Here is a 24,177-nt window from a genome sequence, read left to right as displayed (position 1 = left end):
CTCCCGCTACGTTACCGGATGCTGAATCGCACCCTGCAGGAAATTTAGCCCGCTTCCGCGGTTTCGTAAACATCTCCTGCGTAATTATAGGAAGAATCATCGCGGGAAACGGATTCGAGCGCGTATCCCATTTCCGCAGCCATGAACCGCAGCGGCCGGGTGTCCTTGGTCACGCGCACGATGTCGAGCAGCGTCTCGGCTCCCAGCTTCGCGCTGGAGTCGAACGGGTTGATCTCTCTCATGAGCGTGGAGTAGGGCTTGCCGATCTTTTCGGCCACGTCTTTGGCCTGGATGCCGCTGTCGAGAATGCAGTCCTGAACAACCTTGGTGACACTCTTGCTAAGCATGGTTCCTCCATTGCTTTGGTGCCTGCGTCAGGCAGGCGGTCTCTTGTTAAAAGCAAGGTGTGTGCCAAGACTCGGGTTGACGTGTGTTTTCAGCGGGAAGTCATTTATTGTAACCGGTTATAAAAAGTCTAAAGATAACGCTTCGGAAATGGCTGAGTCCGAAATTGTCGCAGGAAGTGTCTCAGGTGTCGCATGGTGTTGTATTATGTCGCAGGTGTTGCATGGTGCAACACAAAAAAACGGGGCGACTCTGTTGGGAGTCGCCCCGTTCCCGGGAGGGTGGCCCGGTTGATGGCCAAATCAGACAGGGGGGTCGGTACAGAATAGGGTTGCGGTCCGGTTCTGTCGCCGTTCGGAGGTGTCCGATTGATGGCTAATTCGCTTGGGTGTTCGATGCGGGACTGCGGGACCCGCTCGAGCCGCTCCTAAATTTGAAGCCCCAGGCAATTCGGTTGACGTAGTGTCCGAAAAATCTTTTTGTCACCCTTATCCGCAATCCGCTGACTGCGGCTTGAGACTGCGAAGCGTGAACTTCGTGGTCTCGTCGTATATATTGTCGGTGCCGTAAGGGGTGAGGAGCTTGGTCCTTACGGCACCGACAATATTGCCGTAGATGATCAGGGACGCTTCTTCGACCGGCATTTCCCTGATGCTTCCATCCGTGATTCCCATCGACACACACTCCCGAATGGTGTCGATAATGACCTGAAACTTTTCAGCGACCCTGCTTGCGTCCACTCCCGGCTCGATGTGGGAGAAGGGCGAGCAGCGCAACAGGACCGGGAACGTCATCCTGTGTGCATTCGTGAAGTCGAAATACGCGGTCATGTAATTATGAATCGCGTCCAGTCCGTTCTTCGCGTTTCCGGTCGCTTCCCGCAGGTGCTCGATAACGCTGTCGACCATGGCCGAGCCCGCTGCGATGAACAGGTCTTGCTTGTTCCCGTAATAGTGAGAAACCAACCCGAACGAGACGTTTGCACGTGTGGAGACGTCCTTCATCGTCGTTCTTGAGTACCCGTTTTGCCCGAAGGCCTCCTGGGCAGCCGTTAGGATGGATTCCTTCTTTGTCATAGTACGAGCCTTTGTGTCCGGACGGTTTTGATTGATTCGTCAATCAACCTGGAGTCAGTCATATATTGATCGATCAATCAGTGTCAATAGGTCAGGGCGATTTTTTTCAAAAAACTAGAGAGCGCGCGGGCTCTCGGGGGTTGTGAATAATATAACAATCTGGAAACGCTGGATATCGCCCTCGGTGGCCATTGCCGTTTTTCTTGCCCCGCTCATGATGAGCGGGGCGAATACCATCAGGTCGCGGGTTGTGCTTCGGGCTTGGTGCCGATGTTTCTCAGGGCGGCCACCCCGGCATAAACCACCGGGGTGTCGAGGGCCGCAACGAGCATCTTGGCGGCCCACTGGCCCAGAATGATCTCGCCCACCGGCATTACGCCCCAGAACGCGACCGTAACGAAGATGGTCGAGTCGAGGAGCTGGGAGACCATGGTGGAGAGATTGTTGCGAAGCCAGAGGTGACGCCCCCGCGTGAGCCGCTTGAGCACGTGGAAGAGCCAGACGTCGTTTCGCTGGCTGACGAAGTAGGCGCAAAGCGAAGCTGCCACGATCCGAGGCGTGTTGCCGATGACCGACGCGAAGGCCTCCTGTCCGGTCCAGAAGGCCGCGCCCTGCCACTCGACGGCGAGATACGCCAACACCGTGGCGGCTACCATTGCCGCCAGTCCCGCGTGCACCACTTCCGAGGCGCTTTCGCGTCCCCATACCTCCCCGATGATGTCCGAGGCCGCGAAGGTGATGGAATAGGCCAGCACCCCGGCGGGGACCGCGAGTCCGAAAATGGTGACGATTTTGCTCGATATGAAGGCCGCAGCCACGAGCGAGCCTATGAACAGGCTGACGAGCAGGGTGTAGCCCCTGCGGGAAACAGGTTCCATGACGACTCCTTGTAGGATGTACATTCCGTGAAGGATGGAGCGGGATGCTCCGTTCCGCTTGGGGGAAGACAGTCCCCGGCGGTACATTACCCTGCACGAAGACTTGCCAGTACGCCCTCGAAAAGTCAAAAAGGACGCCTCACAATCACTTAAAAGGAGCATTTTCATGACCACCAAGAGCAAGGATCAGACTGTTCATCTGAAAACCTTGGGCCAGGGCGGAGAGACCGGGTACAGGCTGGAAGGTCCTTCGGCGGACATCCTGGAGGCCTTCCCCAACAATCACCCCGACCGCCCCTACATGGTTTCCATCGAGTTTCCGGAGTACACCTCCCTCTGCCCGGTGACCGGCCAGCCGGACTTTGCCACCATCATTGTGGAATATGTCCCCGACCGGCACATCGTGGAATCCAAGAGCTTCAAACTCTACATGTTCGCGTTCCGGAATCATCAATCCTTCATGGAAACGATCACCAACTCCATGCTGGATGACTTCTTCAGCGTCCTGCAGCCACACTGGTGCCGGGTGAAGGGCCTTTTCGCGCCGCGCGGCGGCACCCGTCTGCACGTGTTCGCCGAGCGTTTCAAGGAAGACTCCGAGATGCTCGGAGCGGTTCGGGATTACGTTGAGAGCTGGAAAAGAGAGAGCGGAAGGCACGAAGGGTGATTGCCGCTTCGTGCAATTGCATGCAAAAAGGCCGCCCCGGAATCGGAGCGGCCTTTCGTTTTGCGTATGGTTGCCAGTCTAGTTACCGAGCTTTCGGCTGATGTTGTTCCTGATCCAGTGGCCGTCGAACCACTCCAACGGCTGGACGGGAGTACCGGATACGTAGACGCCGAAGTGCAAATGATCGCCGCCGGCCAGCCCGGTGGCGCCGGTGCGGCCGATGATGTCGCCCTTGCTCACGGCCTCTCCGGGCTGCACGTCGATCTGGCTCATGTGCGAATAGAGCGTCTGCAGGCCGAGGCCGTGGTCGATGATGACGCAGTTGCCGTAGATGCCGAAGAAGTCCGCGAACACGATCCTGCCGGTGTTGGCGGCCGGAATGGGCGCGTGGCGGATGCTGGCGAGGTCGAGGCCGAGGTGGGTCTGGTTGTCCACCACTTTGCCTTTGTACATGTAGTCGCGATAGTCGGCGAAGCGGGCGCGGTTGGCGGCATTGGGCAGGCGCTTGAATTCGCCCTCCCACAGCGGCTCGGAGGCGGTATCGCGGCCGATTTCGCGAATCTTCTCGGCGTTCTGTTTGCGCAGGTCGTTGTTGACCTTCACATACTGTTCGAGCAGGCCGCCCTGGACGTCGCTGACAAAGTCGGTGAACTGCGGCAGCACGCGCTCCATGAAGCCGTCGGACAGGCCGATGCGGTCCCTGCGGAAGTTGCGGGGGTTCGCGTGGTAGTTGAAGGAGCGGCCTGCGGCGTTGCCCGCCTTGTCCTCGGCGGTGATGATCGGAGAAAACTCGGCGGGCGAGGTGTCCCAGGGCAGGGTGAACATGCAGAAGTAGCTGCGGTCCTGCGTCCCCTCGCGTTCATAGGCGGGGAAGAAACGGTCGCCGGCCTTGATGCCCACCTTCCCGGCCGGTTCGGACAGGGCGAACTCCACGACCCCGGTGCCGCCCTGGTTCAGGTTGGTGGTGTGGGTCTTCACGTAGATGCGCGGCGCGGTGTCGTCGAGGGTGAACTCTTTGGAGGCCGAAGACATTCCCGCCTCTCCGAAAGGATAGAGGGAAGCGTCGCGTGCGGTGACTTCGAGGGTGAACCCGCCTTCCTTGACGCGCTCCTTGTCGAAGACCACGGTCTGGGTAAAGCTGCCCGTTCCCTGTGGCAGCTCCTTGCGAAAAAGGGTGTGCTCCTTGCCGTCCTGAACGGCCTTGGCTTCGACCCATTTGAGGCCGCTGCCCGGATCGGACGCCTTGATGGTGATCTCGGCTTCGCGGTTGATGTCCGCAGTGTCGGGGGCGATGCTCAGCGCGGGGGGCTGGGTGTCTCGAAAGACGAACCAGCTGCCCGCGGCCAGCACGGCCACGGCAAGCAGTGTGAAAAGGTAGCCCGTGATGTTGGATTTCTTATCATGGCTCATGGTTGTATGGTCTCCCGGTGTTTTCCGTTGCGTAATAATCTAGAATATGTCTACACATGGCGGGCCGGGAAGACAAGAGGACTTTGATCGAACCCGCACCCGGAGGGGATGCGGCTATGCGTCAGCGGTCCAGAGCGTTCATGAGGTCGATGGCGAGCTTGAGGAAGTCGGCCTCGGTCAGGATGCCCTGAAGTCTGCCCTCCTCCAGTACCGGCAGGCAGCCGTACTTGTGGTTGAGCAGAATCTCGGCGGCCTCCTTGAGCGGTGTCTCCGGCGTGCAGGTGTGCACGTCCACACGCATGATCTCCCGGATGGGGATGCCCGAGTCGATCTCGCGCTGGGTATCGGCGTCGAGGTCCGCCAGCTTGGAAATGGTCGCGGAGAGAATGTCCCGGTGCGTGATGAGGCCGACAAAGCGACCGGCGGCGTCCACGATGGGGATGTGGCGGATTCGCTGGAGGTTCATCAATGACTTTGCATGATGCAGGGTGTCCGTTTCGTAAAGCGAAAAGACGGGGCTGGACATCCAGTCGCAGATCGTGAACATGGCTACCTCCGTGGGTTTGTCTCAGCTTGGAGCATCCCGCAACGCCATGGGGCTGTCAAGGATAACCGCCCGGCCGCGAGGCGTGAAATGTTGACTTGCGGCCAAAATGGGGTAAGCATCCGCAGCACGATACGATCGTAAGGCCTCGGGAGGGGAAATGATAGATCCGCGCAGGTCGCGCGAGCGCATGGTGAAGGACCAGATTGAAGCACGCGGGGTGAGCGATCCCGCGGTGCTCGAAGCCATGCGTGCGGTGCCGAGGCACAAGTTCGTGGAGTCTGCGCTGGCGGCCAAGGCCTACTCCGATTCGCCCATGCCCATCGGCGAAGGGCAGACCATCTCGCAGCCCTATATCGTGGCCCTCATGAGCGAAATCCTTCAGGTACGGCCGGGCATGAAAGTGCTGGAAATCGGCACCGGCTCGGGGTATCAGGCCGCAATACTGGCGCATATGGGCGCCGAGGTGCACACGGTGGAGCGCATCAGGAAGCTGTTTTTCGCCGCGCGCAAGCGCTTTGCCGACATGCGCCTCTTCTCCATACGGCCCAAGCTGGACGACGGGACGCTCGGCTGGCCCGAGGAAGCCCCGTACGACCGCATCATCGTGACGGCGGGCGGGCCGCAGGTGCCGCAGCCGCTGGTGGACCAGCTCGCCGACCCCGGACGACTGGTGATACCGGTGGGCGATTCCAGACGGCGGCAGCGGCTGGTGCTCGTCATCAAGCAGGACAGCAGGGTCGAGGAGCAGGACCTCGGCGATGTGGCCTTCGTGGACCTGGTCGGTTCGCATGGCTGGTAGACCCAAACACCCCGAAGGGCCCGTGAACGAACAGTCCCCCCTGAAATCCGCCTTCATGGCATCCCCCGGCCCGAGTTCGCTCCCGGCTGCGCTGCTGCTTGGCCTCAAAGGGCTGTGCATGGGCGCGGCCGATATCATTCCGGGCGTTTCCGGCGGGACCATCGCTTTCATCACCGGCATCTACGACGACCTCGTGGAGGCCATCCGCTCCTTTGATCTCGAATTTCTCCGGAAGCTGCTGCGGCTCGATCTGGCCGGGGCGCTGTCCGGTATCCACCTGCGCTTTCTTTTGAGCCTGCTGCTGGGCATCGGGGTGGCAGTGGTCGGCATGGCGCGCGTGATACATCACCTGCTTCTCAACCATCCGGTACACGTATGGGCGCTCTTTTTCGGACTCATCGCGGCTTCCGTGGTGGTCGTGGGCCGCAGGGCGGGAGGGCTCGGCGCAGCCAACGCCACCTGTCTCGCAGCCGGAGCCGTCTTCAGTTTCTGGCTGGTGGGGATGATCCCTGTGACAACGCCGGAGACGCCGTGGTTCATATTCCTTTGCGGTTCCCTCGCCATCTGTGCCATGATTCTCCCGGGCATCAGCGGAGCGTTCATTCTGTTGCTGCTGGGAAAATATGCTTATGTCACCGGCGCGCTTCGCAATCCCTTCGATCCGGGGAGTCTGGCGACCATCGGCATATTCGCTGTTGGCGCGGCCTGCGGCATTGTTGTGTTTTCGCGCATCCTGCACTATCTTCTGGGCAGATGGCACGCGGCGACGGTCAGCGTGCTGACCGGGTTCATGATAGGCGCACTGCGCAAGGTCTGGCCGTGGAAAGAGGTGCTGGAGAGCACCGTCATCCGCGGCAAGGTGCATGTGTTGAGCGAACAGAATATTCTGCCCCCGGCGGTGGACGGCGCCTTCTGGCTGGCCGTGTTGCTCGCTTTGACGGGGGCCGCCGCCGTTTTCCTGCTCGACAGGCTTTCCGCGAGGGAGCGCCGCGGGGAACGGGCGGCCGGTTGAAATGTCCGACAAGCAAAAGGTGAAATACAGTGAGTGAGAACTGCAAATCCTGCTCAGGCGGCGACGCCAACGCCAAGCACGAAATTCAGAACCAGCTTATCCGCTCGACCCTGAAGAACATCAGGCACAAGCTGTTCGTCATGAGCGGCAAGGGCGGCGTGGGCAAAAGCTCGGTGACGGTGAATGTCGCCGCCGCGCTTGCGGCCAAGGGGTACAAGGTAGGTATTCTGGATGTGGATGTTCACGGCCCGAGCGTCCCGAACCTGCTCGGCATTTCAGGCACCCTCGACATCGAGCGCGGGTCGCTCGTGATGCCCAAGAAGTACAACGACAATCTCTCCGTGGTTTCCATGGAGTCCCTGCTGGAGGACCCGGATCAGGCCGTTCTCTGGCGCGGCCCCATGAAGACCTCGGCCATCCGGCAGTTCATCTCCGACGTGCAGTGGGGGGAACTGGACTTTCTCGTCATCGACTCGCCTCCGGGCACCGGCGACGAGCCCATGACGGTCATGAAGACCGTCCCCGAGGCGCTCTCCATCGTGGTTACCACGCCGCAGGAGGTGTCGCTTTCGGATGTGCGCAAATCGATCAATTTCCTCCAGTACGCCAAGGCCAACATCCTCGGCGTGGTGGAGAACATGAGCGGCATGGTCTGTCCGCACTGCCACGAGAGCATCGACCTGTTCAAGAAGGGCGGCGGCCGCGAACTGGCCGAACGTTACGGGCTGGACTTCCTCGGCGGCATCCCGCTTGATCCGACCACGGTTGTCGCTGGAGATCGTGGCGTGCCGGTAGTCCTGCTCGAAGAGGACTCCTTTGCCAAGAAGGCCTTCCTCGAGCTGGCCGACAACGTGGCGAAAGCCGCGGAAAACAGTCTGGAGGCAGCCGCCTCCACTCCCGATTAGGCGGAACAAATGGCCAACAAGGTACTCAACCTGCCCAATTGTCTCTCGCTGACCCGCATCGTGGCCGCTCCGGTCATCGTGGGTCTGCTGTATCTGGAACTGTGGACCGGTGCCAGATTCTGGGCCTACGCATCCTGCGTGCTTTTCATCATCGCTTCGGCGACGGATCTTTTCGACGGCATGATAGCCCGTCAGCAGAATACCATCACCAATCTCGGGAAGTTTCTGGATCCGCTGGCGGACAAGCTGCTGATCTGTTCCATCCTGATCATGCTGGTGCGCCTCGGCCCGGAGTGGCGAGTCCCGGCGTGGGCCGTGATCATCATCGTGGGCCGTGAGGTGGCAGTCACCGGCATGCGCGCCGTGGCCTCCGACATGGGCAAGGTCATCGCAGCGGACAAGTTCGGCAAGCTCAAGACGGTGTTGCAGATATTCGCCATGGTGCCGCTGCTCTGGCACTACCCCTTCATGGGGTACGATGTGCGCATTCCGGGGCAGATTCTGTTCTGGGCTGCGGTGGCCCTCACGGTTATTTCCGGAGCGAACTATCTGTACAGTTTTTATAAAACATGGTTAGTATCTGAGGAGAACTGATCGCAATCGAGGCGGAAATGGCCGGAAACGACCTGACCAACCATCTTGTTCGCATCACCAACTGTCTCCGCACCATTCTGGAGCTGGAGCCGCAGTTGGAGCAACTCGAGCTGGGCGATGCCCTGCTCGAGGAATTCGAGGTGCTCAAATCCTTCCTCGGCAAGATCGACGTGGAAGGGGTCGGTGAGGAAGACGTCCGGCGCATCGAGAAGGCCACGGAAAACTTTCTCAAGGAACTTGAGGGGGCCGTGTCGGAAACCGCCGCGACTGACGACTCAAGGCTGCAATGATGCGAGATGTCGCCCGGAACATGGTTCTGGCGGTGCTGGTCGCCGTCAACCTGCTGCTGCTGTTCAGACTCCTCTGGAGCGACCAGAGCATTTTCGCGTATGCGGACCTCAAGGACCGGCACGACCAGTTGGTCCGGCGGCTTGAAAAGGCCGAGGAGCGCAACGTGGAGTTGACCCGGGAGATCAAACGCCTCAAGAATGACGAGAAATATCAGGAAAAGATAGTCAGGGAACGGCTGAACTTCGTGCGAGAGGGCGAAATACTGTACGTGTTCCCCGAACCGGGGAATAAAGGCCCAGAGGCGAACGATGAAAGCGAAAATTGAATGGTATCAGGAAGTCCTTTCCCTGGAACCCGGTTCCAAGGTCTTCTTTCCGCTGGCAAAGCTCTTCGTCGAGCTCGGCAATCTTGACGACGCGGCGGTAACGCTGCGGAAGGGGCTGGACAGGCACCCGGACTTCTTCGAGGCCCGCCTGCTGCTGATCCACGTGCTTTCCGAGCTCGGACGGGAAGAGGAGGTGCACTCCCACCTCGACCGGGCCGTGTCGCCGCTGCGGGAGAACCAGTCCTTCTGGCGTACATGGGCCAGGAGCCTTACCACGGAAAACCGCGATCTGGCGGTTTTTCTGATGCTGGTCTCCGCCAACCTCTCGGGTGAAAAGATCAACTGGACCGACGTTGTTTTCGAAGGTATCGGCTCCCTCTCGGGTCGGCTTGTTGGCGAACCGCTCCCCGCGCCTTCCGGCGAAGCCGCGGCCGAGCCGGCCATGCCGACCATGCCCGAGGTCGAGGAGCTTGACGGGCACATCGATGAAGAAGACGTGGTCCGGCCCGACAGCGGGAGCCTGCAGACCAGAACCATGGCGGAATTGCTGGCGTCGCAGGGCGACAACCGCGGTGCGCTGGAGATATACAGGCACCTTCTCGCGTCCGCCCCGGCAGAGTCCCGTCCGGCCATCGAGGAACGAATCGCCGAGCTGCAGGCGCAGATCGGCGGACAAACGAACCAAGCAGGGGAAGACCCGTTCAGCACGCACTCCAAGAGCCGCCTCCTGAGCACGCTGGAGATGCTCGCCGCGCGCTTCGAGGCGCGGGCCGCGGAGCGGGGGAGCCCCCGGGAATGAAAATGAAACGACTGATCGCTTTCATGCTGGTCGGCGCCGTGCTGGCGACCTCCGGCTGCAAAGCCTGGTACGATACCAAGAAGTACATGAAGGGCTCTTTCGAAGAGGCCAAGGGCTGGGTCGACGTAAAGCCGGAGATCGAGACCGACGCCTATGAATTCGAGAACCCGAATCAGGAAAAGCTCGCCAAGCTCTTCACGCCCGTGGACGGTCCGCTCGCGTCCATGACCCGTTTCCTTGAAGACAAGGACACCATGCCCGATCAGGAATGGCAGGACCTCATGTTCGTGCGCTTTCCGTGGGTGAACCGGCTCATCGTGACCGACAAGGACGGCAAGATCATCGAACAGCGTCCTGAAGTGCCGTTCAAGCGTTTCAGCGAACCGCTTGTGTTCGAGGCCGAGTGGCGGCGGACGTTCATCAAGACCGTGGCCGACTACCCTGACCTCGGTCCCGAGCTCTATATCGGCACACCCTACTTTGAGGATGTGAGCTTCAAGGGGCTGATCATCGCCGGGTTCGACCCGCGCAGCCTCATCAGGCTGAGCCCCGAGCCTTCGGAGCTGCTGGTTATCCACCCCGGAGGCGACGTCTGGTCGGTGAATGCAGGGGAAGTCGACCGGAAGGGCCTGCTGGAAGTCCCGTGGGACGAAGTCCTCGAGGATGACGTTCAGGGGCAGGTGAAGGTGGGCGACAAATATTATACTTGGCTTGCCCGGTATCTCGGGCAGGATTGCTATATCTACGCCACGGAAAGCGTCGATCCCGGAGCGGACGGCGAAATCTGGTGGTTCTAAAGACGACGAAGGAGTCAGCGTGCCTCAGCAGGTAACCGTCACCGAACATCTTCTTCTGCACCAGAAACGCATCCCCGGTGCCACAGGACAGTTCACCCGACTTTTCAACGAGATCGTGCTCTCGGCCAAGATCATCAACCGGGAAGTGAACAAGGCGGGGCTCGTGGACGTGCTCGGCTTTACCGGCAAGACCAACGTTCAGGGCGAAGAAGTCAAGAAGCTGGACGAGTATGCCAACCGCATCCTCATCCACCGGCTGGCCCGCTCCGGCGTGCTCTGCGCCATGGCCTCCGAGGAAAACGCGGACATCATCGAGGTGCCGCACGGACTGCCGCTGGGCGACTACGTCTGCATCTTCGACCCGCTCGACGGCTCTTCCAACATCGACGTGAACGTCAACATCGGGACCATCTTCTCCATCTTCAAGCGCGTGAGCCCCGAGGACAGCCATCTGCTCTCCTCGGACGTGCTTCAGGCGGGGCTGCACCAGGTGGCCGCCGGGTACGTGCTCTACGGCACCTCAACCATGCTCGTCTTCACCACGGGAGACGGAGTTCACGGATTCACGCTCGACCCCGGCGTCGGGGAGTTCCTGCTGTCGCACCCCAATATTCGTATCCCGGAGCAGGGCCGCGTATACTCGGTCAACGAGGGGTACTACAGTTACTGGGATGAGCCGACCAAGGAAATACTCGAATATTTCAAGTCCACGGACAACAACCGCCGCAAGCCCTACAGCGGGCGTTACATTGGCTCGCTGGTGGCGGATTTCCACCGCAACCTGATTTACGGCGGGATTTTCATGTATCCGGCGGACAACCGCGATCCCAAGAAGCCCAAGGGCAAGTTGCGCCTGACCTGCGAGGCCAACCCCATGGCCTTCATCGTGGAGCAGGCGGGCGGCATGGCCGTGGACGGCCGCAACCGCGTCCTTGAACTGGAAGTGGACCACCTGCACCAGCGCACGCCGCTGTTCATAGGTTCTCGCGAGGACGTCCTGAAGGTGCGCGAAATCTATCGCGAACATGACGCCAAGGGATAGCTGATGCTGACGCTGGGTATCGAGACCTCCTGCGACGAGACCGCCGTTGCGCTCGTCGAGGACGGTCGCCTCGTGGCGCAGGAACTGGCCTCGCAGGTGGACGTCCACGCGGTGTTCGGCGGCGTGGTTCCCGAGATCGCCTCCCGCGAGCACCTTCGGGTGCTGCCGGTCCTGTTCCGAACGCTCATGGAGCGCACCGGAAAAAGCCCGGATGAGCTGGATACCATCGCCGTGGCTCGCGGTCCGGGGCTGCTCGGCGCGCTGCTGGTGGGAGTCAGTTTTGCCAAGACCCTGTCTCTCTTCACCGGCGCCCGGCTTACGGGGGTCAACCACCTCTGGGCGCACCTGCTGGCTCCGTCGCTCGAACGTGAGCTTGTCTTCCCGGCCGTGGGGCTGCTGGTCTCCGGCGGGCACACTCATACGTATCGCGTGGATTCGCCGGTCGAGTTCGAGCTGCTCGGCAGAACCCTCGACGACGCCGCGGGAGAGGCTTTCGACAAGGTCGCAAAACTCCTCAATTTTCCATACCCCGGCGGTAAGCACCTCGATGAGCTGGGGCAGGAGTCCGAGCCTGACACGTCGCTTTTCCCGCGGGCCTATGTGGACAACGCCAGCCTCGACTTCAGCTTCAGCGGGCTCAAGACGGCTGTGGCGAACTACGTGGGCAAGCACCCGGAGCTGGTGCTGGAGCGCATGGAGGCCTCGGCGCTGGATGAGCTTGATGTCGACAGGCGCGCGAGACTATCCGGCGTGTGCGCGTCCTTCAACTGGAGCGTGGCCGACACCTTGCGGATCAAGGTGGAGCGCGCGTTGAAGAAGGTGCCCGACGCAAGGGCTCTCGTGGTCGCGGGCGGAGTTGCAGCGAACTCCATGATCCGCGGGTTCATGGCAAATCTGGCGCGGGAAAAGGGCGTTGAGCTGGTGCTGCCGGGGTTCTCCCTGTGTACCGACAACGCCGCCATGGTCGCCGCCGCGGGAGAGATGCTCGCCCGGCGCGACATGTATCATGATCTTTCTCTGGAAGCCGTGCCGCGCGGGCGTACCGTGCCGCACGACTGGATTGCAAAATAGTCCGAAGAAGCGGGTGTTTCCCCGTTCCTGCTTGACAGGGCGCATAGGGGACACTATTTCTATTGACTCGGATCACCTGCGCAAAGGCAGGAACAAAAAAGACAGTACACCGGCGCTGCCGGACAAAATGAAAGGAGCTATCTCATGGCTGAACAACTCACCGACGCCAACTTCGAACAGGAAGTACTTAAGAGCGACGTTCCCGTGCTGATCGATTTCTGGGCTCCCTGGTGCGGTCCGTGCCGCGCAATGGGTCCGGTCATCGACGAACTGGCCAGCGAATACGAAGGTCAGGTCAAAGTGCTCAAGATGAACGTGGACGAGAACTCCGGCACCCCCGGCAAGTACGGCATCCGCGCCATCCCCACCCTGATCCTGTTCAAGGACGGTGAAGTGGTTGACCAGAGCACCGGCGCTGTCTCCAAGAGCAGCATCAAGGAAATGATCACCAAAAAGGCCCTGTAATTCCATGCGTGATTACGACGCCGTTGTCATAGGGGGCGGGCCGGCAGGTATGACGGCTGCCCTTTATCTTTTGCGCGCGGGCGTGAAGACCGCGATGGTCGAGAAGCTCTCCCCCGGCGGGCAGGTGCTCATGACCGAGAAGATCGAGAACTACCCCGGGTTCCCAGACGGACTCGAAGGGTGGCAGCTGGCGGATTACTTCGCCAAGCAGCTCGATCTGTATCCTCATGACATGCTCAACGACGAGGTGCGATCCATCAAGGTCGGGAATCCGTACCACGAGATGACCGTGGGCGACGAAGTGGTGCGCACCAAGTCCATCATCCTCGCCACCGGCGCCCGCTACCGCAAGCTGGGCATCCCCGGCGAGCAGGAAATGATCGGTCGGGGCGTGTCCTATTGCGCCCTGTGCGACGGCAACTTCTACCGCGACCGCACCGTGGCCGTCATCGGCGGCGGCAACTCCGCGCTGGAGGAGTCCCTGTATCTCGCTCGTCTCGTGCGCAAGCTCTACCTGATCCACCGCCGCGAGGATTTCCGTGCCGCGGTCTGCTATCAGGACAAGTGCTTCACCAACGAAAAGATCGAGGTGGTGCGCAGCACCGTCGTGGACGAAATCGTCGGCGACACCGAGGTCAAGGGGGTGGCAACGCGCAATGTCCAGACCGGCGAAACTTCCACCATCGATGTGGACGGCGTGTTCATCTTCGTAGGGTTCGAGCCCATCATGGACTTTGTTCCCGAAGAGGTGGAGCGCGACAAGAACGGCATCCTCACCGATAACGAAATGCTCACCAATGTTCCGGGCATCTTCGCCGCTGGGGACATTCGTTCCAAACTCTGCCGACAGGTAGCCACCGCAGTGGGCGACGGAGCCACCGCCGCCACTTCCGCGTTCACCTACCTCGAGCAGCTTGAGGACTAGCGTATGCGCGCCGTCGCCGCCTTCAGGGCGTGCTGCATCATGCTTGTTCTGCTGGCATCTGGTTGCAGTCTCATAGACTACTATTTCCTGCCGCCGCCCGAAGACACCGCCTTCGAACTCTACGAAGCGGGTCTCGACGCAATGCAGGAAGAGCACTATGAGGCCGCGCAGGACTACTTCGCCAAGCTGAAGGACAGGTTCCCGTTCAGTCCCTATGCCGTCAAAGGCGAGCTTGGACTGGCGGACGCCTTCTACATGGACGAAAAGTACATTCAGGCTGTCGATAACTATAAGGAATTCGAGGCTATGCATCCCGGAAGCGAACAGATGCCCTATGTTCTGTTCCAGATCGGGATGAGTAACCTCAATCAGTTCGAGTCCATCGACCGCCGTCAGGATAACATCAAGGAAGGTCTGGAGTACTTCTACAGGGTAGAGCAGGCCTATCCGGACACCGAATACGGCAAAAAGGCACGTAAATACATCAAGCGCTGCCGCCGCATTCTCGCGGAGCACGAGCTGTTCGTGGCCGACTTCTTCTTTACCCGCAGCGAGTTCGGGCCCGCGTGGCACCGGTATCAGTATGTGGTGGAGAACTTCTCGGATATCCCGGACCTTCGTGACTACGCAGGCAAGCGGGCGAAACAGGCCTACTTCGAATACCAGAAGACGCTGTCCGAAGAAGAGCGGATGCAGATTCAGGACAGCTGGTTCCTCTGGCTTCGAGAATGGCTTTAACCCGGGCCCCACGGGCCGGAGGGAACGAACATGAATCATGGTTTCACGTTTCCCGAATGGCTGGCGGAGCGGGTACCCGAGGACGACCGTTTTGCCGATGCCTATGAAGCGACGCCGCCGCATCGTCGCGCGCTTCTCAAGACATGCATAGCCCGGGCCTGGGAATGGTGGGGACCTGATCCCCTGCGTTCCCGGGCCTGCTCGCATGAATACCGTGCGGGCTTCACCGTCGAGGCGGTGCAGGCTCCGGCGGACTTCTGCGTGCTCGTGACGGATGACGCGGCGCCTTCGCCCGCGCGGCTGCTCTCGGCGCTTGTGCCCGCGCTGGCCTCGGGTGTCTCGGCCGTTCTGACGGTGCACGCCGGAAGCGGCTGGACGCAGGCCCAGCTTACGGCCCTCGAGTTGGCAGGCCAGGAAGACGTGGCCGAGCTGGCGGAGGGTGAGCTCCTTTCTCTTGTTCAGAATTTTACCGACACGGGCGCGCGCGGCGTCGTCCTGTGTCTCGGCGACGCGATCAAAGACTTTCGCGGACATCCGGGGTTGACCGTCTGGCGGGACCCCGGCACACCCGCTTGCGTCGTCGGGGACGGGCCGGACATGGACGCACTCGACTTCATGCATCCCGAGGGCGTTGTCCGTGTGGACTCCCCCGAGGAACTGGACGGCATGAAGGGCGCGCCCCTCAAGGCGGTCTTCAGCGACCGGCTCCTCGAGGCGGATTTCCTTGCCGGGCCGGGCATGGAAGCCTGCTGGGTCCATACCACCATGTCCCGTGATCTCTTTCTGACGAACCGCACCCGCTGGACACTCGGAGGACTGTCGTGAGCAAAGCGAAGGGACCGACTCGCAAGTTTTTGGAAAAGCTCCGCAACATCGGCGTCATCGCCCACATCGACGCCGGCAAGACCACGCTGACGGAGCGCATTCTCTACTACTCGGGCAAGATCCACCGCATCGGGGAAGTCCATGAGGGGACCGCCACCATGGACTACATGCCCGAAGAACAGGAGCGGGGCATCACCATCACCTCGGCGGTGACCACCTGCCTCTGGAAAGACGGCACGGTCAACATCATCGACACGCCGGGCCATGTGGACTTCACCATCGAGGTGGAGCGTTCCCTGCGCGTGCTCGACGGAGCGGTGGGGGTGTTCTGTGCCGTGAGCGGCGTCGAACCGCAGTCGGAAACGGTCTGGCGGCAGTCGGAGCGATACCGGGTTCCCAAGATCACCTTCGTGAACAAGATGGACCGGCTCGGCGCGGATTTCACCGCAGTTCTCGACTCCATGGTGGACAAGCTCAAGGCCAACCCCGTGCCCGTGACCGTACCGGATGGGGAAGGACAGGACTTCAGGGGCGTTTTCGACCTCATCGAACTCAAGCGGCTAGAGTTCACCGGCGAGCAGGGCTCGGAAGTGGAGAAATACGACCTCACCGACGAGGAGGTCGAAAGATTTTCGGAGTGGCGAGAGCGGCTCGTGGAGACCGCTGCCGAGGTGGACGAGGAACTGCTCGACCTGTACCTCGGCGGCGAAGAGGTCCCGGCCGACCGCATCCGCAAGGCGTTGCGCGAGCTCACTCTCAGGCGCGATATCGTCCCGGTCTTTGCCGGCTCGGCGCTCAAGAACTGCGGCGTGCAGCCCGTGGTGGACGGCGTGGTGCACTACCTCCCCAGCCCGCTTGAGACTCCGCCCGCGCTGGCTACGGACGAAGAGACCCACAATACAGTTTCCTACGAATGCGACACCAAAGGGCCGCTTGCCGGACTGGTCTTCAAGGTGGCGATGGACTCCGGGCGTAAGCTGGCCTTCATCCGTGTCTACTCCGGCAGCATTGATGCCGGGGATACGGTCTACAACGCAACGCAGGGCAAGCAGGAGCGGGTGGCCCGTCTGTTCCACCTGCACGCCGGACGCAAGGAAAAGCTCGAAACCGCCTTTGCCGGGGACATCGTTGCTGCGGCGGGCATGAAGTTCGCCCGCACCGGCGACACCCTCAGCCTTGAGGAGTCGCCCGCGTTGCTGGAACGCATCGACGAGTACAAGCCGGTCATTTCCGTGGCGATCGAACCGCGAAATTCCGAGGAGGGTGACAAGCTGGAGGAAGTGCTTCAGAAGTTCCTGCTCGAAGACCCCACCCTCGTGGTGGAGGAGGAAGAGGAGACTGGACAGGTCATCCTCTCCGGAATGGGCGAGTTGCATCTCGAAGTGGTTCTGGAGCGGTTGCGGCGTGAGTATTCCCTCGAACCCCGGACCGGGAAGCCGCAGGTGGTCTACCTTGAAACTCCCGGGGCCAAGGCCGAGGCCGAAGAGGAGTTCGATCGCGAACTGGGCGAGGTCGTGCATTACGGCTGCGTCCGACTCTCCGTGGAGCCGCTTGAGCGCGGCAAGGGGCGCGAGGTCAGCTTTGAAGTGGACCCGGACCTCTGGTCCGATGCCTGGCTCGCAGCCGTGGCCGAAGGTGTGGACGACGCGCTTCAGAGCGGCGTGGTCAAGGGATATCCGGTGCAGGATGTTCGGGTGCGCGTGCTTGGGCTGCGCAAGAAGGAGGGGGACTCCTCGCCCGCGGGATACCGAATGGCGGCGTCCATGGCGGTCCGCAGCGCACTGCGCGACTCCGGCCCAAGGATGCTCGAGCCCATCATGAGCGTGGAAATCTCCGTGCCCGAGGAGTTCGTGGGAGAGGTCATCAGTCTCATGGGCAGCAAGGGCGCCCGCGTCGGCAACATGGTGGACCGCGCAGGACAGAAGCTGGTTACCGGCGATGCCCCGCTCGCCTCGCTTTTCGGTTTTTCGACGGATCTGCGTTCCGCCACGCAGGGCAGGGCCGGCTTCGTCATGAAGTTCGACCGGTTCGATGTCCTGGACTAGTCCTCCCATGAGCAGACGCAGGTACCTGAACGCAGGGCGCATGAGGCGGCTCTGGATAGATTTGAAACGGGCGTCGCGCTACTGGTATCTGCGCGTGCTCAGGCAAAAATCCTCGGCGCGGAATCTCGCAATGGCGATGGCGCTGGGCGTGCTCATCGGCGCTCTGCCGATCCTGCCGTTCCAGAGCGTGACGGTCATCGCGCTGGCCTTTGTCATGCGGGTCAACAAGCTCACCGCATGGCTGGCAACCTGCTATTCCAATATCTTCACCATGGTGCCGTTCTACCTCTTTCTCTTCAAGGTCGGCAAAACGGTCTTGCCCGTGGAAGGGATCGTCTTCGATCCGGGCAAGCTGGAGATGGAGCAGCTCATCGAAACTGGCTGGGGAATGTTCAGCGTCATGCTCGCGGGCGGGTTGCTGATAGGAGTCCCTGCTGCGATTGTCGTTTACTTCGTGACGCTGTATTCAGTGAGAAAGTACAGGAAGCAGAAAGCGCTGCGGATGCTCAAAAAACGAACGCGCCTTTAGCCTTGAACTCATCGAAGCCCCCCGGCCCTGCCGGGGGGCTTTTTCATTGCGGAACGGTTGTGTGTCTAAGGTGTTATTTTCACCCTTTTTTTCTCTTCTCGCGTTGCAATTCCACATGATTGAAAGTACAGAAATAACCAGTACCCCTTGAACTCGCGTGCTCTTTTTGCGGCGTTTTCGAATTGCTCTCTTTACGGAGGAAAAACAATGATTGCAGGTGGCTGGAGAGGTGTGGCCGGAGTTGTTCTGCCGTTGGCGACTGTCTTGCTTTCTCTCGGGGCGGTCGGCGGCGCTGCCATGGACTCGGGAGCGTTGGTTTACGGTTGCGCCGGGACAGCCGCACTGCTGGCTGCAGTCTCGTTGTTTTTCGGTCGCTCCGCGGCCCCCAAGCTGACCGCACTGGCGCAAGGGCTTTCGAAGGATGAGGACCTGAGCCGTCTGCAGGAGGCCGCCAACGGAACCGAGCTTGAAGGGCTGATGCAGGTTCTGGAGGGCAAGCGGCTTGAAATGCTCGACGAGCATCATTTTTATCGCACCGCGCTGCAGGTGGTGGGGAACCCGGTTCTTGCCTGTGACCGGGAAGGGCGAATAGTCATCGCCACCAAGTCGGTGAACGACCTGCTTGGAAAGCCCCGCGAGCAGATCATCGGTTTTACTGTGAGCAAAGCCTTCTACAACCGGGAAGGGCAGGCCGTGACCGACAAGGCGCTGGCTAACGGGAAGGAGATCGAAACGGTTTCGGATGTCGAGCTCTGGAACGGCAGCGTGCATCGGCTCAAGATTTTCGTGGCCCCCATATTTGACGACAAGGGCGACATCAGGGGCGCGGTGACGTCGTTCATTGACCTGCACGACGTGATGGAAGGTCAGAAGCGGCTTGAGGAGCAGCAGGAGCGCATCCTCTCCGTCGGACGAGAGATCAGCAACCTCGCGGAGCGGGTCGCCTCGGCCTCCGAAGAGCTCTCGGCATCCGCTGACGAGCAGGCCCGCGGAGCCCAGAAGCAGAGCGGCCAGACCGACACCGTCGCCACGGCCATGGAGGAGATGACCGCCACGGTGCTGGAGGTCGCGCAGAACGCCTCGGCCACGTCCAAGGCCGCGGACGAGGCTCGCGTCTCCGCCGAAGATGGTGTTTCGATGGTTTCGCAGGCCGTGACCTCCATCAACAAGGTTTCCGAGTCCTCCGGCAAGCTCTCGCAGGTGGTGGGACAGCTTGACTCTCAGGCCGAGGAGATCGGCCGAATCATAGGTGTTATCAATGACATCGCCGATCAGACCAACCTGCTGGCCCTTAACGCCGCCATTGAGGCGGCCAGGGCGGGCGAGGCCGGTCGCGGGTTCGCGGTGGTGGCAGACGAGGTGCGCAAGCTGGCTGAAAAGACCATGAGCGCCACCAAGGAAGTGGAAGAGGCCATCCACACGATTCAGGAGCGGTCCAACCATGCCATGTCGAGCATGACGCAGACCGAAAGGGAAGTGCAGGAGAGCACGGACCTTTCCAACCGTGCGGGGGAATCCCTTCAGCAGATTATGGGGCGCATCGAGGACATGGTGAGCCGGGTTTCCCAGATCGCCACTGCTGCCGAGGAACAGTCCGCGGCCGCAGAGGAGATCAGCCAGAGCATCGAGGACATCGCCTACGTCGCGCGCGAAGCGGACGAGGGAGCAGGGCAGGCAGCCAGCGCCACGAGGGACCTCGCGGAGCTGGCACAGGAACTGCTCACTGTCTCCATGGACTTCAGCGGCAGCAGCGATCAGTCGAAACTGCGCCAGTCCGACGGAGTCATGAAGGGGATTCTGCCCAAGATAACACAGGATTTCGTCAAGGAAAAATACGGGCAGGACGTTTACGACCACATGCAGAACGAGCTTGGCAACCCGGTCTTCCTACCCACGGGCAGCTATCCCGATACCGTCCTGAACCAGATGGCCGAAGTGGTTGCCGACAAGGTGGGCGGTACGCCGAGGGACTTCTTCCTGAAGCTGGGACGCTTTACGGTCGGTCAGTTCTACAGGATGTACAAGCGCCACTTCAAGGACGAGTCCCTCAAGGAATTCTTCCTGCGCATGAACGAGCTGCATGCCCAGCTCACCAAGGACGTGCCGGGAATCAAGCCGCCCAAGTTCACATACGAGGACAAGGGTGACACGCTGTTCATGAACTATCGCTCCAGCCGCGGCCTTTTCGACTACTTCGAGGGCATCCTGCAGGGAGCCGCGGACTTCAAGGGCGAGAAGATTTCAGTGAACGTCAAACCGTTCGACAAAGAGACTGCCCGTGCCGAAATTCGCTTTCTCGGCAAAAAATAACGCACTGGCAAGGACAAGTTACATGCGCTACGGTATCTTGTCAGAACGAAAAGTCCCAAGCCACGCTTCAAGGAGCCTGTCCTGATGTCCGACGATCTGAACCGGCAGATATTCAAAGAGGAAGCCTACGACCTTCTGGGAGAACTGGAAGGCGCGCTGCTGGAGCTCGAAGAAAGCCCGGAGGATATGGACCTCGTCAACCGGGTGTTCAGAACGTTGCACACCATCAAGGGGTCGGGCTCCATGTTCGGCTTCGACGATATCGCGGAGTTCACTCACGAGGTGGAAACGGTGCTGGACCTTGTGCGTGCGGAGGAGCTGGGCGTCAGCACTGACCTCATCAGCCTCGTGTTCCGTGCTCGGGACCAGATTCAGAAGATGCTCGACAATGCCGGCTCCGAAACGGAAGTCGATCCGGAGGAGATGGAGTCGATCCTTGCCGGCTTGAAGCGGCTTGTGGCTGGTGAACCTGTTGAGGATACCGCCCCCGCCGAGGCTCCCTCCGAATCCCCGGCCGAAGAGGCGCAGGTCCCCGAGGAAGTCTCTCCGGAGGAGCCCGCAGAGGCCGAGCCGCAGTCGGACCTCAAGCATTTCATCCTTCGGATCGCGCCGCGGACCGAAGGCGCCGCAGAACGCGAGACCCTGGAGCCGATCCTTTCGGAACTGGAGCGGATCGGAACCATGATGGTCCGCGTGGAACCCGGCGACGTGCCCGGCGTGCAGGGCTGGGAAATTCGGCTGGACACGGACAGGGGTGAAGACGACATTCAGGATATTTTCCTGTTCACCGACGCCGACATCGATCTCGATGTGACGGAATACGCATCCGAGGGCGAGATTCCTGCCCCCGCGGCGCCCGTTGTTCAGGAGCAGGAGGAGTCGCAGGAGCCGGGAACGTCGGAAGAGCCTGCAGAACTCGAGACCGTCGAACCCGAGGCTGCTTCGGCCGCTGACGAGCCGGAAGCGCCAGAGGCGCCTGCGGCAGAGCCTTCCGCGGCTGCCGAGCCCCCCAAGTCTTCCGCCATGGAAGAGGAGGAGCGTGAGGAGAGTGATCGCCTCGGCGAAATCCTTGTCCGCAAGGGCGTGGTAAAGGCCGAGGACGTTGACAATGCGGTCAAGGACCAGAAGAAGAGCCGCGAGACGGTAGCCACCAAGCAACGGCAGGAGGCCGTTTCCAGCATTCGGGTGGCGGCCGAGAAGCTGGACTATCTCGTGGATCTGGTGGGTGAGCTGGTCATCGTTCAGGCCCAGATATCCCAGATGGTCAGTGAGCGCTCCGATCCGACCCTTACGGCGCTTTCCGAGGAGCTGGAGCGGCTTTCCGACGAGCTGAGGGATTCCACCCTGGGTATCAGGATGCTCCCCATCGGCACCACCTTCAGCAAGTTCCGCAGGCTGGTTCGCGACCTCTCCGCCGACCTCGGCAAGGAAATCACTCTTTCCACCAACGGCGCGGAGACCGAGCTGGACAAGACGGTCATCGAGCGGTTGAACGACCCCCTCGTGCATCTGCTGCGAAACAGCATAGACCACGGCATAGAACAGCCCGAAGAGCGCGAGGGCAAAGGCAAGCCCAGAGGCGGCATGATCCTGCTCTCCGCGGAACATTCGGGCGGCGAGGTGCTGATCCGCATCACGGATGACGGCAAGGGCATGGACCCCGAGTCCATCAAGGCCAAGGCCATTGAGCGCGAACTGATCACCCCCGATGCCGACCTGAGCCGCAAGGAGATTTTCAAGCTCATCTTCGAGGCTGGCTTCTCCACCGCCGAAAAGGTGACCAACGTCTCCGGTCGCGGCGTGGGCATGGACGTCGTCAAGCGGGCCATAGACAGCCTGCGTGGCACCATCGACATAGACAGCGCCCCGGACAAGGGCACCACCATCACGGTGCGCCTGCCGCTGACGCTGGCCATCATCGACGGATTGCAGGTGCGCGTGGAGAACGAATACTACGTCATCCCGCTCTCCCTCGTGGAGGAATGCGTGGAGCTGTCCAACGTGGATCGCAACGAGGACGAGTCAGGTCAGCGCATCATGTATCTGCGGGGCGAGATCGTCCCCTACGTGCACCTCAGGGAGTTCTTCGAAGTCGAGGGCGAAAGTCCGCCCATCGAGCAGATCGTCATCACTGGCGTCGAGGGCAGCCGCATCGGCATAGTGGTCGATACGGTTATCGGCGAGCATCAGACGGTCATCAAGAGTCTCAGCCGGGTGTACAAGGACGTGGAAGGCATTTCGGGAGCCACCATCAAGGGAGACGGCTCCATTGCTCTCATACTCGACATCCCGAGGCTGGTGCGCCGGATAGTGGCGGAGTCCAGCCTCAACTAAACCACCTACCGCCATACGGTGACAGGCATATGAACAAGAAGATTCGCGTTCTCATCGTCGACGACTCAGCGGTTGTCCGCCAGACACTTCAGAGTATTCTCGAATCGGACCCGGCCATCGAGGTCATGGGGACCGCTGTCGATCCCTTTGCCGCTGCGGAAAAGATCCGCAGGGAAGTTCCGGACGTCATAACGCTGGACATCGAGATGCCCCGCATGGACGGGCTGACCTTCCTGCGCAAGATCATGAAGCAGCACCCCATCCCGGTGGTGATCTGCTCTTCAATGGCGGCAGAGGGGGGCGAAAACGCGCTCAAGGCTCTTGAGTACGGCGCGGTGGAAATCATTTCCAAGCCCAAGGTCGGCACCAAGAAGTTTCTTGAGGAATCGCGAATCCGTTTCGTTGATGCGGTGAAGGCCGCCGCCATGACCCGCCGCCGCAAGGCGCGTCCGCCGGTACAGCCGCTCAAGCCGCAGCCCAAACTGGATGCGGATGCCGTGATCCCCGCGTCGCGGGGGAGCTCTCCGGTTCAGAAAACCGAAAAGATCGCCCTGATCGGCGCATCCACCGGCGGAACCGAAGCGCTTCGCGTGTTTCTGGAGGCCCTGCCTGCCAACTGCCCGCCCGTGGCCATCGTCCAGCACATGCCGGAGCATTTCACCGCTGCTTTTGCGCAACGGCTCGACGGTATCTGCGACATCAGCGTCAAGGAAGCCGTGGACGGTTCGCCCATGCAGCGTGGGCAGGCGCTCATCGCGCCGGGCAACAAGCACATGCTGCTCAAGCGGAGCGGGGCCAAGTATTACGTGGAGATCAAGGACGGGCCGCTTGTTTCCCGCCACAGACCTTCGGTGGACGTGTTGTTCCGTTCCGGAGCCCGGTACGGAGGCAAGAACGTCGTCGCCGCCATCATGACCGGCATGGGGGATGACGGCGCCAAGGGAATGCGTGAACTCTTCGACACCGGCGCCTACACCATCGCCCAGGACGAAGCCACTTGCGTGGTCTTCGGCATGCCTCAGGAAGCCATCAAGACCGGTGGGGTGCACAAGGTGTTGCCGCTCGGTCGCATCGCGGCCGAGGTCGTCAGCATGTGCCGCTAGTCGGCCGAGTGCCGGTAGAACATCACCTCGACCGGCTCCCGGGTCACCAGGCCTTCAGTCACCATGCGGTCGAGCGTTTCGAGGAAGCTGTCGATCTTTTCGGGTGTATCCACTATCTCGATGACAAGCGGCAGGTCTTCCGAGAGCCGCAGTATCTTCGAGGAGCGCACCCGGCTGTTGGCTCCGTATCCCATGATGCCGCGAAGTACCGTGGCCCCGGCCAGTCCGGCCTTGCGGGCCTCTTCCACTATCACCTCGGAAAGCAGCCTGCCGCCATGGCGGTCCGCTTCTCCTATGAAAATCCTGAGCCGTTCCGCCTGAGCCGGAAGATGCATGTCTACCTCC

General features: G+C 61.0%; 26 protein-coding genes. 20 read left to right on the top strand and 6 right to left on the bottom strand.

The features are described 5' to 3' along the window. Positions 1–44: 44 nt before the first annotated feature. From BR24_RS13880 to BR24_RS13870, 3 genes are all read right to left on the bottom strand, one after another. Positions 45–347 carry a phage regulatory CII family protein gene (locus BR24_RS13880; protein WP_496542079.1) on the bottom strand — a complete coding sequence of 101 codons (303 nt, stop codon included), beginning with the start codon at positions 345–347 and terminating at the stop codon, positions 45–47. Between the two features lie 486 nt (positions 348–833). Next, entirely contained in the window at positions 834–1,421 is a 588-nt protein-coding gene (locus BR24_RS13875) for a TetR/AcrR family transcriptional regulator (RefSeq protein ID WP_018125667.1), read from the bottom strand. Between the two features lie 236 nt (positions 1,422–1,657). Continuing rightward, the gene (locus tag BR24_RS13870; RefSeq protein ID WP_496542078.1) at positions 1,658–2,299 is read right to left on the bottom strand and encodes a queuosine precursor transporter; all 642 of its coding nucleotides are present in this window, start codon (positions 2,297–2,299) and stop codon (positions 1,658–1,660) included. Positions 2,300–2,465: 166 nt separating this feature from the next. Here BR24_RS13870 and queF point away from each other — a divergent pair, with 166 nt between their 5' ends. Next, the gene (gene queF, locus BR24_RS13865; RefSeq protein ID WP_496542077.1) at positions 2,466–2,966 is read left to right on the top strand and encodes a preQ(1) synthase; all 501 of its coding nucleotides are present in this window, start codon (positions 2,466–2,468) and stop codon (positions 2,964–2,966) included. Between the two features lie 78 nt (positions 2,967–3,044). Here the strand turns inward: queF and BR24_RS13860 are convergent, their stop codons facing one another. After that, the gene (locus BR24_RS13860) at positions 3,045–4,376 is read right to left on the bottom strand and encodes a M23 family metallopeptidase (protein WP_496542076.1); all 1,332 of its coding nucleotides are present in this window, start codon (positions 4,374–4,376) and stop codon (positions 3,045–3,047) included. 121 nt (positions 4,377–4,497) lie between these two features. Beyond that, positions 4,498–4,923 (bottom strand): CBS domain-containing protein, encoded by a 426-nt coding sequence (locus BR24_RS13855; RefSeq protein WP_496542075.1) that lies wholly within the window; start codon positions 4,921–4,923, stop codon positions 4,498–4,500. 157 nt (positions 4,924–5,080) lie between these two features. Between BR24_RS13855 and BR24_RS13850 the strand changes: the two genes are divergently transcribed. From BR24_RS13850 to BR24_RS13760, 19 genes are all read left to right on the top strand, one after another. Further along, entirely contained in the window at positions 5,081–5,722 is a 642-nt protein-coding gene (locus BR24_RS13850; RefSeq protein ID WP_496542074.1) for a protein-L-isoaspartate(D-aspartate) O-methyltransferase, read from the top strand. After that, positions 5,712–6,734, top strand: a complete 1,023-nt coding sequence (locus BR24_RS13845; protein ID WP_496542073.1) for a DUF368 domain-containing protein — start codon at positions 5,712–5,714, stop codon at positions 6,732–6,734. Before BR24_RS13850 ends, BR24_RS13845 begins: the two co-directional genes overlap by 11 nt. 29 nt (positions 6,735–6,763) lie before the next feature. After that, positions 6,764–7,639, top strand: coding sequence for an Mrp/NBP35 family ATP-binding protein (locus BR24_RS13840; protein ID WP_496542072.1), 876 nt, complete (start codon positions 6,764–6,766; stop codon positions 7,637–7,639). A gap of 9 nt (positions 7,640–7,648) precedes the next feature. Further along, complete coding sequence (pgsA, locus tag BR24_RS13835) at positions 7,649–8,233, top strand: CDP-diacylglycerol--glycerol-3-phosphate 3-phosphatidyltransferase (RefSeq protein WP_496542071.1); 585 nt, start codon at positions 7,649–7,651, stop codon at positions 8,231–8,233. A 17-nt stretch (positions 8,234–8,250) separates the two neighbouring features. Next, positions 8,251–8,523, top strand: a complete 273-nt coding sequence (locus BR24_RS13830; RefSeq protein WP_496542070.1) for a hypothetical protein — start codon at positions 8,251–8,253, stop codon at positions 8,521–8,523. Continuing rightward, positions 8,520–8,849, top strand: coding sequence for an FtsB family cell division protein (locus BR24_RS13825; protein ID WP_496542069.1), 330 nt, complete (start codon positions 8,520–8,522; stop codon positions 8,847–8,849). The genes BR24_RS13830 and BR24_RS13825 overlap by 4 nt, the downstream gene beginning before the upstream one ends. After that, complete coding sequence (locus BR24_RS13820; protein ID WP_496542068.1) at positions 8,833–9,648, top strand: tetratricopeptide repeat protein; 816 nt, start codon at positions 8,833–8,835, stop codon at positions 9,646–9,648. The genes BR24_RS13825 and BR24_RS13820 overlap by 17 nt, the downstream gene beginning before the upstream one ends. A gap of 2 nt (positions 9,649–9,650) precedes the next feature. Next, positions 9,651–10,445 carry a hypothetical protein gene (locus tag BR24_RS13815; protein WP_496542067.1) on the top strand — a complete coding sequence of 265 codons (795 nt, stop codon included), beginning with the start codon at positions 9,651–9,653 and terminating at the stop codon, positions 10,443–10,445. 19 nt (positions 10,446–10,464) lie between these two features. Next, complete coding sequence (gene fbp, locus BR24_RS13810) at positions 10,465–11,487, top strand: class 1 fructose-bisphosphatase (protein WP_496542066.1); 1,023 nt, start codon at positions 10,465–10,467, stop codon at positions 11,485–11,487. 3 nt (positions 11,488–11,490) lie between these two features. Beyond that, positions 11,491–12,558 carry a tRNA (adenosine(37)-N6)-threonylcarbamoyltransferase complex transferase subunit TsaD gene (tsaD, locus tag BR24_RS13805; RefSeq protein ID WP_496542065.1) on the top strand — a complete coding sequence of 356 codons (1,068 nt, stop codon included), beginning with the start codon at positions 11,491–11,493 and terminating at the stop codon, positions 12,556–12,558. A 144-nt stretch (positions 12,559–12,702) separates the two neighbouring features. Beyond that, positions 12,703–13,023, top strand: coding sequence for a thioredoxin (gene trxA, locus BR24_RS13800; RefSeq protein WP_496542064.1), 321 nt, complete (start codon positions 12,703–12,705; stop codon positions 13,021–13,023). 4 nt (positions 13,024–13,027) lie between these two features. Next, on the top strand, positions 13,028–13,948 hold the full coding sequence (gene trxB, locus BR24_RS13795; protein ID WP_496542063.1) for a thioredoxin-disulfide reductase: 921 nt from the start codon (positions 13,028–13,030) through the stop codon (positions 13,946–13,948). 3 nt (positions 13,949–13,951) lie between these two features. Then, positions 13,952–14,686 (top strand): outer membrane protein assembly factor BamD, encoded by a 735-nt coding sequence (locus BR24_RS13790; protein ID WP_496542062.1) that lies wholly within the window; start codon positions 13,952–13,954, stop codon positions 14,684–14,686. A gap of 30 nt (positions 14,687–14,716) precedes the next feature. Further along, positions 14,717–15,511, top strand: coding sequence for a hypothetical protein (locus BR24_RS13785; protein WP_496542061.1), 795 nt, complete (start codon positions 14,717–14,719; stop codon positions 15,509–15,511). After that, positions 15,508–17,556 carry an elongation factor G gene (gene fusA, locus BR24_RS13780; RefSeq protein WP_496542060.1) on the top strand — a complete coding sequence of 683 codons (2,049 nt, stop codon included), beginning with the start codon at positions 15,508–15,510 and terminating at the stop codon, positions 17,554–17,556. The genes BR24_RS13785 and fusA overlap by 4 nt, the downstream gene beginning before the upstream one ends. A 7-nt stretch (positions 17,557–17,563) precedes the next feature. Beyond that, positions 17,564–18,085, top strand: coding sequence for a DUF2062 domain-containing protein (locus tag BR24_RS13775; protein WP_496542059.1), 522 nt, complete (start codon positions 17,564–17,566; stop codon positions 18,083–18,085). A 207-nt stretch (positions 18,086–18,292) separates the two neighbouring features. Beyond that, positions 18,293–20,395: a methyl-accepting chemotaxis protein gene (locus tag BR24_RS13770; protein ID WP_496542058.1), complete on the top strand. Its 2,103-nt coding sequence runs from the start codon at positions 18,293–18,295 to the stop codon at positions 20,393–20,395. 84 nt (positions 20,396–20,479) lie between these two features. Beyond that, positions 20,480–22,729, top strand: a complete 2,250-nt coding sequence (locus BR24_RS13765) for a chemotaxis protein CheA (protein ID WP_496542057.1) — start codon at positions 20,480–20,482, stop codon at positions 22,727–22,729. Between the two features lie 29 nt (positions 22,730–22,758). Further along, complete coding sequence (locus tag BR24_RS13760; protein ID WP_496542056.1) at positions 22,759–23,832, top strand: protein-glutamate methylesterase/protein-glutamine glutaminase; 1,074 nt, start codon at positions 22,759–22,761, stop codon at positions 23,830–23,832. Here the strand turns inward: BR24_RS13760 and BR24_RS13755 are convergent. Continuing rightward, positions 23,829–24,167 (bottom strand): DUF190 domain-containing protein, encoded by a 339-nt coding sequence (locus tag BR24_RS13755; protein ID WP_496542055.1) that lies wholly within the window; start codon positions 24,165–24,167, stop codon positions 23,829–23,831. The two genes, BR24_RS13760 and BR24_RS13755, sit on opposite strands and share 4 nt — an antisense overlap. Positions 24,168–24,177 lie beyond the last annotated feature (10 nt).

The sequence above is a fragment of the Pseudodesulfovibrio halophilus DSM 5663 genome (genome assembly GCF_059568665.1).
This window is presented reverse-complemented; position numbering and strand designations above follow the sequence as displayed.